13 protein-coding genes are annotated in these 12611 nt (G+C 46.0%); 6 read left to right on the forward strand and 7 right to left on the reverse strand.

Annotated features, from left to right (window positions below; all coding sequences use genetic code 11):
* Window positions 1-7 precede the first annotated feature (7 nt).
* Window positions 8-1402, forward strand: coding sequence for a pyridoxal phosphate-dependent decarboxylase family protein (locus VN23_RS05210; RefSeq protein WP_046349979.1), 1395 nt, complete (start codon window positions 8-10; stop codon window positions 1400-1402).
* A 33-nt stretch (window positions 1403-1435) separates the two neighbouring features.
* Here VN23_RS05210 and VN23_RS05215 read toward each other — a convergent pair whose 3' ends face one another.
* From VN23_RS05215 to VN23_RS05220, 4 genes are all read right to left on the reverse strand, one after another.
* Entirely contained in the window at window positions 1436-2185 is a 750-nt protein-coding gene (locus tag VN23_RS05215; protein WP_046349980.1) for a substrate-binding periplasmic protein, read from the reverse strand.
* Between the two features lie 320 nt (window positions 2186-2505).
* Entirely contained in the window at window positions 2506-2628 is a 123-nt protein-coding gene (locus VN23_RS22270) for a hypothetical protein (RefSeq protein ID WP_257722043.1), read from the reverse strand.
* An 87-nt stretch (window positions 2629-2715) separates the two neighbouring features.
* Complete coding sequence (locus VN23_RS22390) at window positions 2716-2859, reverse strand: HNH endonuclease (RefSeq protein ID WP_442905449.1); 144 nt, start codon at window positions 2857-2859, stop codon at window positions 2716-2718.
* Between the two features lie 250 nt (window positions 2860-3109).
* Window positions 3110-3691, reverse strand: a complete 582-nt coding sequence (locus tag VN23_RS05220) for a hypothetical protein (protein WP_046349981.1) — start codon at window positions 3689-3691, stop codon at window positions 3110-3112.
* A 625-nt stretch (window positions 3692-4316) separates the two neighbouring features.
* Between VN23_RS05220 and VN23_RS05225 the strand changes: the two genes are divergently transcribed.
* Both VN23_RS05225 and clsB read left to right on the forward strand, forming a co-directional pair.
* Entirely contained in the window at window positions 4317-5066 is a 750-nt protein-coding gene (locus tag VN23_RS05225) for an endonuclease/exonuclease/phosphatase family protein (RefSeq protein WP_442905416.1), read from the forward strand.
* Between the two features lie 329 nt (window positions 5067-5395).
* Window positions 5396-6559, forward strand: coding sequence for a cardiolipin synthase ClsB (gene clsB, locus VN23_RS05230; protein WP_046349982.1), 1164 nt, complete (start codon window positions 5396-5398; stop codon window positions 6557-6559).
* Window positions 6560-6655: 96 nt separating this feature from the next.
* Here clsB and VN23_RS05235 read toward each other — a convergent pair whose 3' ends face one another.
* On the reverse strand, window positions 6656-6880 hold the full coding sequence (locus VN23_RS05235; protein WP_046349983.1) for a hypothetical protein: 225 nt from the start codon (window positions 6878-6880) through the stop codon (window positions 6656-6658).
* A 313-nt stretch (window positions 6881-7193) separates the two neighbouring features.
* On the opposite strand from VN23_RS05235, the gene cysS reads away from it, so the two are divergent.
* From cysS to glsA, 3 genes are all read left to right on the forward strand, one after another.
* A complete protein-coding gene (gene cysS, locus VN23_RS05240; RefSeq protein ID WP_046350192.1) occupies window positions 7194-8579 on the forward strand; it encodes a cysteine--tRNA ligase in 1386 nt (461 codons plus the stop codon).
* A gap of 179 nt (window positions 8580-8758) precedes the next feature.
* Window positions 8759-9247: a DUF2726 domain-containing protein gene (locus VN23_RS05245; protein ID WP_046349984.1), complete on the forward strand. Its 489-nt coding sequence runs from the start codon at window positions 8759-8761 to the stop codon at window positions 9245-9247.
* Between the two features lie 293 nt (window positions 9248-9540).
* Window positions 9541-10554, forward strand: a complete 1014-nt coding sequence (gene glsA / locus VN23_RS05250) for a glutaminase A (RefSeq protein ID WP_046349985.1) — start codon at window positions 9541-9543, stop codon at window positions 10552-10554.
* Between the two features lie 219 nt (window positions 10555-10773).
* Here glsA and VN23_RS05255 read toward each other — a convergent pair whose 3' ends face one another.
* Window positions 10774-11733, reverse strand: coding sequence for an alpha/beta hydrolase (locus VN23_RS05255; RefSeq protein ID WP_046349986.1), 960 nt, complete (start codon window positions 11731-11733; stop codon window positions 10774-10776).
* Window positions 11734-11781: 48 nt separating this feature from the next.
* Window positions 11782-12561, reverse strand: a complete 780-nt coding sequence (locus VN23_RS05260; protein WP_062654826.1) for a 3-hydroxybutyrate dehydrogenase — start codon at window positions 12559-12561, stop codon at window positions 11782-11784.
* Window positions 12562-12611: the final 50 nt, after the last annotated feature.

A 12611-nucleotide genomic window follows, 5' to 3' on the forward strand; every position in this document is an offset into this window, starting at 1 on the left:
GGATACGATGCAGCAAGACTTTGAACGGGCCTTGGCCGAAGTCAGCGAATGGATGAATGATTATCAGCAGAATGTCGCTGATTATCCGGTGATTGCCGCATTAAAAGGCGGTGATATTTTGCAGCAGATTCCCGATTTTGCGCCCAAAGATGCCGAGCATTTCTCTGGAATTTTTGCCGATTTTAAAAAGATTATTGTGCCGGGCGTTAGCCATTGGCAGCATCCGCAATTTTTTGGGTATTTCCCTTCCAATACCAGCCCGCCTTCGGTACTAGCTGAAATGCTGGTGGCCAGCCTTGGCGTGCAATGCATGAGCTGGCTAACATCGCCTGCCGCGACAGAATTAGAAATCAGAATGATGGAGTGGCTGCGCGATTTATGGGGCTTGCCTGAGGCATTTTCGGGGGTGATTCAGGATTCCGCATCAAGCTCCACTCTGATTGCGCTTTTGGTAGCAAGGGAGAAAGCGACGCAGTTTGAAATTAATCAAACGGGTGTGGCAGGGCATAAATTAAGTGCCTACTGCTCATCCGAAGCGCATACCTCGATTGAAAAAGCGATCAAGATTGCCGGTGTAGGGCAGCAAAATCTAAGAAAAATCCCTGTTGATGAGCATCAGTCGATACGGATTGATCTCTTGCAAAAAGCCATTGCAGAGGATATCGAGCAAGGCTTTACGCCGTTTTTCATGGTGGGTGCATTGGGCACAACAGGCAGCACGGCCGTTGATGATTTATCCGCGATGGCTAAAATCGCCAAAGCGCAGCAGATCTGGTTTCATATCGACGCCGCCTACGCCGGATCGGCGCTGATGTTGCCCGAGGTGCGGCAATTGGCGGCAGGGTATACCGAGGCCGATAGCATGGTGGTGAATCCGCATAAATGGCTGCTATGCAATTTTGATTGTTCGGCGTTTTTTATTCGCGATAAAGAAAGCCTGCTCAAAACATTTACGCTGGGCCTGATTCCTGAATATTTAAAATCCCCCAATAGCACCGATCAAACTAATTTTATGAATTGGGGCGTGGGTCTTGGGCGGCGATTCAGGGCATTGAAGCTTTGGTTTGTGATACGTTGGTATGGCACAAATGGCTTAAGGGATTTGATTACTCATCATCTTGATTTAAGCGCCGAGCTAGAGCGCTGGATAAGGCAAGACCCACATTTTGAAGTTGTTGCCCAGCGGCACTTTAATCTGCTCTGCTTTCGCTTAAAAGCCAGTGACGACGTCAATATGGAGCTGCTGCGCCGTATCAATGCCAGCGGTAAAGTGTTTATGACTCATACCAAAATCAACCATCAATTGGCCCTCAGGATGGTGACTGGCCAAACGGAAGTCAATCAGCAGCATGTATTAGAGGCTTGGCAGTTGATTCAAAGCCAAGCAAAATATTTAATGTAAATAGAAAAGAGGCTTTGTCTAGAACAAAGCCTCTTATTGTTTTTTTGCTTCTTGCATAATGCGTTGATATTCGCCATTTTGTTTGATTTTTTTAAGGCCTTTATTGAATTTATCGGCAATTTCTGCACCATTCGGTGTTTTTTTAGAAATCAATAAGTAAACTGGTTCTTCTGCGAAATTTTTTGGAAAGAAGGTGATCTTGTCTGCTTCCTCAGGGGAGAGTGTGGTGAAAATAAGGTATTGCCCAAGTATTTTATCTGCGGTAAATAAATCAATACGCTTTGCGATTAATTTTCTGATGTTGATCTCATCGCTTGGCGCTTCATCATATATAAATTGCTGTTTTTTTCTTGCCGTATCAAAGGCAAAACCATAGCTATAGCCTAAGCTCACACCCACTTTATATTTGTTTAAGTTACTAAAATTGAGTTGTGTAATTTTATTTTCTTTTAAATGGAAAAAACCATACTGCACAATGTCAATCGGGTCGCTTAAAATAAATAGCTGCTCGCGCTCCGGTGTTTTAACCCAATAAGGTGTGAGGTCTGCTTCACCTTTTTTTACCATATCGTACGATCTTTTCCATGGGTAATAAGCGATAGAAACCATCACGTTTTCCTGCTTAAAAGCCGCTCTGATTATTTTGCTAATAAACCCTTCGTTTTGTAGGGATTTTGATAGATAGGGTTGGAACTCCCCACTGGCAATGCGAACGCGCAGCTCAGCTGATTGCGCGCTGATGCCAGAGATCATAAGTAGTAAAAAGGCGATAAAATTATGCACAGCTAGCTCCTTTTTTTAAAACAATATAGCAGTAATTTTTAGCTATAATAAGTTGTTTAAGCGCCAAGCAGAATGGGCCAAGAAAGTCATAGCAAGGGCGTAAAAATAAGGTACTTATCCACCTTTAACTTTTAATACTATAAAAAGTAAAACGTAAAATTTGGGGGAATAAGGAATTTTATTAAATGTAATTAGATGGATTAGGTAGAAGTAAAACACCTAATGCTTGATTCCCACGCATTGCATGCGGGGCTAACATAGCAAGTATAAATAAAAGATGACTTTCATCATCTTTTATTTTGAGCATTTAATCATTGAGCTTAATGACGTTTACCTAATTGATTCGTTACCAAAATTGCCGCATACACGGCATCGGCATCCACCTCAAACGGCATATTATGTATGGTTTTGCCTTTATCACAAGCTGCTCTGGCGACGGTCAAAAGGCCTTCTTAGACATCGGCTGTACCTATGGCAAGGCAAGTTGGTAGGCCAGCACTGTGGCATAAGGCCAATATTTGATTGGTTTTTTATAATGGCGCGTTTTCTAGGGCCAATTGCACGAGCGTACCAAACGCTACTTTCTCACCGTGAAATAAATGATGGCATTCGCTGAGCAAAGTCAGCCCGTTATGCACGTCCGCTAATCCGCCGCTTTTAAAGCCAACCCCGATGCCTAATTTTAAGTGAGTTTAAAAAGGGGATTACCCCCAGTCCTATCAACTTAAGCAAATTCAACAGGAAATGGTGTTCTTGTAGATCGGGTTAGCTGGTTTATTCGCCTATTTTAAGGACGGATAAACCAGCGTAACCCAACATTTAAGCGTAAATAGAATGTTGGGTTACGCGATAAAGCCCGCTAACCCAACCTACTAATCCCACTTAAGTTGATAGGATTGGGGTTATCTCCTCCATTTACATCAATTATTGCGATCTAAAACCTGCTGGGACTCCCCAGATGTATTTAAGTATGACCCCCTTTTTATTCATATTTGCCGTATTAAGAGCAACTTGATGGTACAAAATATATAGGGCTATAGGATAAGCTAAAATATTTGGAATGAAATTACCGATAAAATCACTCATCATTCCAACACTACTGTTATTTATGAAACTATTTAAGAGGTTAACAGAGGCAGCATTGAGGTAAAGTTGATGTCCCCACCAATGCCAAGTGATTTTATTTACGTTACCAGCGGCCTGTGAAATGGCGCTTTCTGAAAAGACGATTGTGTTTTCGCCAACAAAAGTAACCGTTTTTTCTTCCCCTAAAGAATCAGTAGGGGGATTGGTTAATACGTGGTCTCTGTATTTTTGTGTAATTGAAACATTTCTATCTTGGTCAATAATAAGATAACCGGCTTCAACAAGATCCAACATTTCCTGAGGGATTTCTCCATCTTCAGGAATTTCTATATCGTCTGTCGATTGGGCGTTTAAATCCGTATTACCTGGAGTGCTGTTCGATTGTGCCAATACATGCACGCTGTCTACATATTTTTCCATTTTTTTCTCTATTTAATTAAAAATTAAATCTGATTATTGCCATGCTTATGCATTTGCAGCGAATTGGTGCACCCCTGCTTTTTATATTTGAGTCGTTTGCATTAAGCGGTTAATTCTAAAATGAAGTGTTTGCTTCTTTAACCTCCTTTAATTATTAAAGTCTAAAATACGAGTGTAACGGCATCCTGTCATAGTGTGAAATTATCGTGTTGGTATTCTGTAATTGTGTGGTTTATTGGGCTTTACCGCGCGCATGCAACTTGGTGGAAACTAAAGTGCGGCGCTTCAAACTGATGGGTGGGGGCCGTGGTGTACGTGACTTTGATCGTCAAAGGAGGGGGCTATAAATGCGTGCAGACGCATAAGCTAATGGTTGTGTGTTTAGGGTAAGTCCACTTGTGGTTTCGTGTTACTTGGCCTTGAGCAGACTTGTGCCACAAAACGTGAATACAGTCCGACATATTGGGCCGTAAATCCGTAGAATCAGTGAGGAGTTAATAAAAAAGAGTGAAAATCATCCGAAATGCGGATATAAGGCTTTGATTGATTGCCCGGATATCGAATGTTTTTTTATGTATTTTGGTCTCTATATTTTGACGGTAACGCATTGATTAATAATAATTTTTTGATAAAGGTTGCAACTTACAACATTCACAAGGGATTGTCGCTCTTTAATCAGCGTTTGGTGGTGCATGATGTGCGCGAGGCCTTACAAGCTTTGTCGCCCGATTTGATTTTTTTACAGGAAGTGCAGGGCGAGCATAGCCAGCGGATACAGCGGTTTTCTAATTGGCCGGTTGTGCCGCAGCATGAGTATTTAGCTGGGAATTTACACACCGCTTATGGCTTAAATGCCCGTTATAAGCTGGGGCATCATGGTAATGCCTTGTTGTCGCGCTTTCCTATTTTGCGCTGGCATAATCATGACTTAACTTTGCATCGCTTTGAGCAGCGCGGGGTTTTGCATTGTGAGCTAGCCGTGCCGGGCTGGCGTCAGCCTTTGCATGCCCTCTGTGTGCACCTTAATTTGCGTGCAATGGATAGGCGTAAGCAGGTGAAAATGCTGATCGAGCGGGTATTAAATGATGTGCCTGAAGACGCGCCCCTCGTGCTTGCTGGAGATTTTAATGATTGGCGAGGCGAAGCCACGATACAGTTTGCGCGTGAGCTGGGCCTGATTGAGGCGTTTAATACTTTGCATGGTGCATCTGCTAAAAGCTTTCCTGTGCAATTGCCTATTTTGTCTTTAGATCGGGTGTATTTGCGGGGGTTTTCCGTGCAAGTGGCAAATGTATTGGGGGGCATGCCTTGGTCGCGTTTATCGGATCATGCTCCGCTGTATGCAGTTTTACACCGCAATGAAGGGGCAGCGTAAGTTGTTAAGCCTATGTGCTGAGCTGTAAATGCTTGCCTTGGTCAGAATTACTTCCGTATCCTTGCCGCCTTGAAAAACGCGAACAAAACACGTGTAGGGTGGGCACACGCTTTATCGTGACATGTTGGTGTTGATTTAAGTTTTTGTCATAAGGTGGCTCGGTTTTTATAAGTGTGTACAGCGAAGAAGTCGGAGCGCCGCTGTGCAACGACTTGCACGCCCAATGTAAAAATTATTTTTTCAAGATTTGATTTTTTTAATGAGCATGCGCAATACCGGTAAATCATTTAAAACGCAAACGTCGTGCCAACGGCAGATGAGGCTGACTTATGTATGTGGCGGGAAATCGCTTTAAATTACTTTTTAATGGGCAGGATTATTTTCCGGCTTTGATTGATGCGATTGACTTGGCGCAGCAGGAAGTTTTTTTAGAAAGCTATTTATTTGAGGCGGATGAAATTGGTGTTGCGGTGATGCAGGCCTTAATGGCTGCGGCTTTGCGTGGTGTGCGGGTTAATTTGCAACTTGATGGTTTTGGTGCTGGAAACTTACCCGTGCTTTGGCGTAAGAGGCTGGCTGAAGCGGGTGTGCGCTTATTATTTTTTAGGCCGGAAGTGAAAGTATTGTCGCTAGATAGGCAGCGCTTGCGCCGCTTACACCGCAAGTTGGCCGTGATCGATGGCAGTGTTGGGTTTATTGGCGGTATTAATATTTTGTCAGATTTTGAGCCCAATCAGCCAGAGTGCGCACCGCGTTATGATTATGCAGTGCGTATGGTTGGCCCGCTGGTGGCTCAGTTGCATGAATCAGCGGATCGCGTGTGGCGGCATACCGCATGGGTGCAGCTTAAAAAGAACTGGGCAAAAAAAAGCCTGCTCAAGCCCTCCCTCAGCGTTGCAGGGCGCGTACGCGGGCGCTTTGTTTATCGGGATAATTTGCGCCATCGACGAGATATCGAGCATGAATACTTGCAGGCAATATGGTACGCCAAAAATGAAATTATTCTAGCCAATGCTTACTTTTTACCTGGCTATCGCTTACGTCATGCCCTGATTCATGCGGCTAAGCGTGGGGTGAGTGTGATTCTGCTGGTGCAAGGCCGAGTGGATCAAGCCTTACTGCATTACGCCAGCCGTGGTTTTTATCATCAGTTTTTAAGTGCAGGCATCGAGATTTACGAATACCAAAAAGGCTTTATGCACGCCAAAGTCGCTGTGATTGACAGTATATGGGCGACGGTAGGCTCGAGCAATATTGATCCCCTTAGCCTGCTTCTGGCGCGTGAAGCCAATGTATTTGTGCGCGAAAAACAATTTGCCGGCGAGCTGCGCGCTGATTTAAAACGTGCTCTGGAGCATGACGCCACCCAAATCAAAAAAAGTGATATTGAGCGTGATCGCTGGGTCTACCGCGCACTACCTTGGCTTTGCCACGCGGTAGTTCGATTGATGATGGGGATTAGCGGCTACGGTGGGCGGCGCTATTTGGAGTAACCGTGATGCGGAGGATCGTGTTTTTCAAGCGTATTGCGCCACAGTTGCCATCGGCTGTCGCAATACGCAAGTCTTGCTTATAACGGCTGCCAAGTATTAATTGGTATTCGGCGAAATAGCAGGGCGGTCTTGTAGCTCACGTAGCAACTCTTTGTCATACACTTTAACTGTGCTGCCGCCACGATCTTTGCGCGGAATATTGCTGCCGGTTACATATTCTTTTTCTTCCATTTCTGCATACTGCTTATTGTTTGCAGGCACGCTGCTGCATGCGCTGGCGAGTAAGCTGAGGGCGATCATTGCAATGTTTTTCTTACGCATGCGGCATATTCCATTGTCGTATTTATAAAGACTCTTATATTGCGGGTGTGATTTTCTGTCAATGGGGGTAAGTGGAATTTGTTGTTTTAAACTTTGTGGCGCGTAATGCGCCGGGCGGTTTTTAAGCGCATTCGCTTGCATAGGTGAGAGGAATATCGGCAATGAAGTCGCTTCAGGCGGCAGAGCGTCGCAAGCAGAGTTTAGGGATGCTCTGCATTTATCTAGCGTCTTTTTATCTCTTAGCGCCCGCTTATGGAGCGCACTATTGACAGCTTTGGTAGAATCGCTCTTTTACGTTAACGAAACAGCACCCATGTTAAATATCTACAACACACTGGCCCGCGAAAAACAGCGTTTTCAGCCGATTACCGACGGCAAGGTGAATATGTATGTCTGCGGCATGACCGTGTATGACTACTGTCATCTGGGGCACGCCCGCATGGTGGTGGTGTTTGATATGGTGTCACGTTGGTTGCGAGCTTCCGGCTATCAGCTCACCCATGTACGCAATATCACCGATATTGACGACAAAATCATTAAACGCGCTTTAGAAAACGGCGAAGCCATCAATGTGTTGACTGGCCGCTTTATTACCGCAATGAATGAAGATTTCGATGCGCTTGGCGTGATTCGCCCAGATCACGAGCCACGCGCGACTGAACACGTACAAGGCATGCACGATTTAATCGCCAAGCTGATCGCAAATGGTTTGGCCTACCCAGCACCTAATGGCGATGTGTATTATGCCGTGCGTAAGTTTGAAGGCTATGGCAAATTATCGGGTAAGTCGCTCGATGATTTGCGTGCTGGCGAGCGGGTGGATGTGGATGTCAATAAACAAGATCCGCTGGATTTTGTGCTCTGGAAGGCGGCTAAAGCCGACGAGCCGCAAGATGCCAAATGGGCGTCCCCATGGGGGATTGGGCGGCCTGGCTGGCATATCGAATGCTCGGCCATGAGTTGCCATCATCTGGGCAGCCATTTTGATATTCATGCCGGCGGCTCAGATTTGCAATTTCCGCATCACGAAAACGAAATCGCCCAATCCGAAGGCGCACACGGCAATACCTATGTGAATTACTGGATGCATAACGGCTTTATTCGTGTTGATAACGAGAAAATGTCCAAGAGTTTGGGTAATTTCTTTACCATCCGCGAAGTGCTAGAAAAGTACGATGCTGAAGTAGTGCGCTTTTTTATCTTGCGTGCGCACTACCGCAGCCAACTCAATTACAGCGATGCTCATTTAGATGACGCGAAAGGCGCATTGAACCGCTTTTACACCACGCTGAAAAACGTGCCTGCTGTTGAATCAGAAATCGATTGGAACAGCAGCTACGCTCTGCGCTTTAAAGCCGCAATGGATGATGATTTCAATACCGTTGAGGCCGTTGCAGTGTTGTTTGAGCTGGCGCTGGAAGTGAATAAACAGCAATCCGGTGAGCTGGCAGGGCAGTTAAAAGCCTTGGGCGCAATCTTGGGCCTGTTGCAGCGCGAGCCGCAAGCTTACTTGCAAGCCAGTATTGGCGAGGAAGAGGGCGAATATAGCGCGGCAGCGATTGAAGCTTTGATCGAAGGCCGTAAAGCTGCCCGCGCAGCTAAAAACTTTGCCGAATCTGATCGTATTCGAGATGAATTGATTGCTGCTGGTATTGTTCTGGAAGACAGTGCGCAGGGTACGACCTGGCGTCGTGGCTAGGTTTGTAGGGCGGGTGTAAGCTCGCTTATGCAGAGAACCCAAATTTTGAATTACGAAAGGCCCCAGAGAATACGGAGTTTCACGGCGAAAAACAGGCTTGAGTTAGGCCTGTTTTTTTTGAGTTTTGAGTATTTTTAAATCCTGTTTCTTGCTGCTTAATACGTTTTGATGGAGATGAAATGAAATTTATTGTGCTCTTATTGTTGATTGGCGCTGTTTTTGTACTTATTTCTATTCTTAAAGCAAAAACGCAGGGCGCTGCAGAGGGTGGGGCTTGGCCGTTCTATGCTAAAAATCCGCTCACTCCCCCTGAGCAAGTGCTGTATTTCCGGCTACTGAAGGCCATGCCTGAGCATATTGTGCTGGCGCAGGTGCAGCTTTCTTGCCTGCTGGGAGTAAAGAAGGGCAATAATTATCGCTCCTGGCTGAATCGGATTAACCGCATGAGCGCCGATTTTGTGGTGTGTAATAAAGACTCCAGCATTGTGGCGGTGATCGAGCTGGATGATGCTACGCATCAGCGGCCGGATCGCCAATTGGCAGATGCTAAAAAGGATAAAGCATTAAGCTCGGCCGGGATTCGTGTGATCCGCTGGCAGGCTAAAGCGATGCCGGATGAGGCGGAAATCAGAGCGGCGCTTAGGCCGGTAATCACAATAGACGCTTAGTTGTAAGCCTGGCGTTAGTAAATGGCACTCCATGCGAGTGCTTTTTTTTATTGGTTTAAATCGGGCTAGCTCGTTTTTCTCCATCATTAGGCTGGGTTTTTAGGTATTAATACGTACAACAAAAGGTAAATTTTTGTGTTAATTGGCGTTTGAAATTATGCCGTCATTGCATCTTACATGCCTTTCTTACGGTGATTATGCAACTGACTTTGTGCAGCTTCTCCTCTGTTTTTATTTGGTATATTTTCGTCTAGCGCGTTCCGACTAAAGGCGCGTTAACGAGGAGCTTTACAATGAAACAACGCAGCATGTTAGCTGTTGTATTGGTACTGGCTTTAAGTGGTGCCGCACAAGCAAAAGACTTATTTAAAAAGAGCGAAGTAGAAGCAGCACTGACGGCTGCTTACGATAATTACAAAGGTTTGCAAGAAGGCAAAAATGCCGATTACATCCCTGCGCTGGCTAAAGTCGATCCAAAAGTATTCGGGATTGTGCTGGTCACTGCCGATGGCAAGGTTTACACCAAGGGTGATGTCACGACGGAAATTTCGATTCAGTCTATCTCCAAAGTTTTTACGATGGCTAAGGTGATTGATGAATCTGGTACTGACGCTATCCTGAATAATCAGGGTGTAGATGCAACCGGCCAGGCGTTTAACTCCATCGTAGCGATTGAGCAAAATCGCGGCGCAGAAATGAATGCAATGGTAAACCCCGGTGCGATTACGGCTACCAGCATGGTGAAGGGTGCAAATTACGATGAAATCTGGAGCAAGATTCTGGGTTACTACAATGATTTCGCGGGCCGTCACCTTACTGTGCTGGATGAGGTATATCAATCTGAAGCCGCCAGCAATCAGCGCAATCAGGCCATTGGTCGTTTGATGTACGCCTACGGTAAGATTAAAGCTGATCCGGATCGCGCAACAGATATCTATACCCGTCAATGCTCGGTAGGTGTGAATGCCAAGGATCTGGCGATGATGGCCGCAACGCTGGCTAATGGCGGCAAGAACCCGGTTACTGGCAAGCAAGCGCTTAAAGTAGAAAACGTGCCTGAAGTGCTGGCCGTTATGGCAACCGCAGGTCTTTACGATGATTCCGGCAAGTGGCTGTACAAAACCGGCCTGCCTGCTAAGAGCGGCGTAGGCGGCGGGATTATCGCAGTTTCACCGGGTAAATTCGGTATTGCTGTGATTTCGCCTCCTCTGGATGGCGCAGGCAATAGCGTACGTGCTCAAAAAGCCATTGCAGATATTTCTAATGCATTGGGTGGCAATCCTTTAGCACCGCAGCCTTTGAAGTAATCAGTAAATCGTTTTAAAAGTATAAAAAATGGCCCAGCTAAATGCTGGGCCATTTTTTATATCTGATGTTAGCGACGATATAAATCTGGACTGCTTTATTTTTAAAATACTCAAAAGCGCACAGCAAACAGCCTCTTTAAAAAATGCTTTTCTCCGTGAAACTCCGTGTTCTCCGTGTTCTCCGTGGTTAAAGGTTTGGGTTCTTTTGTGTAGCTTCCGTTATTCATTTTCTGCTTTGTTTTTTCTTAAATTCAACCACGCCCCCATGCTTTGATAAGCATGCTGGCATTCTTCTTTGATTAAATTTTCCAAGTTTAAAAAAGCATGGGGTAAATCAGCAAAGTGCAAATGATCCGATGCCACGCCTGCTTTTTTTAGCCTTGCTAAATAGGCAATCCCTTCGTCTCTGAGCGGGCAGAATTCTGCACTAATCACAAGGGTGGGGGGCAACTTGGCGCTGAATTCTGCAAAGAGTGGCGAGGCTGCTTTCCTGTCTTCATTATACTGAAAGTAGTTATTAAAGTACCAAGTCACTTTTTCTTTGCTTAATAAATAGCCGGTGCCATTTTCGTTTAGCGATGGGGCGCTCAGTGTGTAATCCAGGCTGGGATAAACTAATACCTGAGCGTGGATATCCAAAGCAGGGTCAAATTGCGCGATGCTGGCCACGGTGGCAGAAAGCGCGCCACCTGCCGAATCGCCACCAATAGAAAGCTGTCGCTGGTATTGCAATTGACGCTGATCTAAAACAGACCAGATGTTTTTTACTACGTGGTAAGCGTCTTCTGTTCCCGCGGGGTAGGGGCATTCGGGGGCTAGCCGGTAATCTACAGATACCACGATATGTTGTGCAGCAGTGGCGATCTTGCGGCAAATGGCATCATAAACGGTGATGCTGCCAGCCATATGGCCGCCACCATGAAAATAAACCAATACAGGCAGGGCTTTGTCTGGCTGGGGGTGATAAATCCTTACCGGCACTTTATATCGGGAAGAGGGCACCAGATCATCTTGCACCCAGGTCATTGTGGGGATATCTGTTACAAACACCGCCGTTAAATAAGCCAGCCCCTCGCGAATATTGGTGCAAGTGGGCTTGTAACCATTGGCTTGCATGATTTCCACCTGCTGATTAAAGCCAGTAAGCCAAGGGCTGATTTTAGGGCTGAGCTGTCGCATTGCTGATTCCTGTGAAATTAAAGCTGAATAGAGGATGCTGTGGGTTTCTTATTGTGCAATCCAGCCGCCGTCAATATTCCATGCGGCTCCGCGTACTTCTTGTGCGGCATCGCTGCATAAAAACAGCAGTAAGGCGCCAATTTGCTCTGGCGTAACAAAAACGCCCGAGGGTTGTTTCTCTAGTAAAAGCTGAGATTGGGCTTCGGCAAGGCTGATGCCCTGTTGTTGTGCTTTATTAGCAATTTGCTGCTCTACTAGGGGGGTGAGCACCCAGCCGGGGCAAATGGCATTGCAGGTGATGCCGGTTTGGGCCAGCTCTAAAGCCACGCCTTTGGTTAGCCCTATCATGCCGTGTTTGGCCGCCACATACGCCGATTTATTTGTGGATGCCACTAAGCCATGTACGGAAACAATATTAATAATGCGGCCCCAGTTTTTCTTTTTCATGGCGGGCACAGCAAGGCGGGGGGTGTGAAATCCTGCGGATAAATTAAGCGCAAGAATACTGTTCCAGCGCTCCACCGAGAAATCTTCTACTGGCGCTAAATGCTGAATGCCTGCGTTATTTACTAAAATATCAATGCTGCCAAATTCTTTTTCTGCATAGCGCATTAAGTCGGTAATTTGCTCGGGCTGGCTTAAATCTGCACCGTGATAAGCCACCTTGCCACCCGCCCGCTCAACTAGCTGCCTTGCCGCTAAAACATCGCCAAAGCCGTTCAGTACCACATTTGCGCCCGCATCAGAGAGCGCACGGGCAATGCCCAGCCCAATGCCGCTGGTGGAGCCGGTAATTAAGGCGCTTTTTCCTGATAAGGTTTTAATCATCGCCATTTCCTTGTGTTGTTTGGTGAGCGATCAGCCCGCCCGTGGTATGG

Source organism: Janthinobacterium sp. B9-8 (assembly GCF_000969645.2).
Taxonomy (GTDB): Bacteria; Pseudomonadota; Gammaproteobacteria; order Burkholderiales; family Chitinibacteraceae; genus Iodobacter.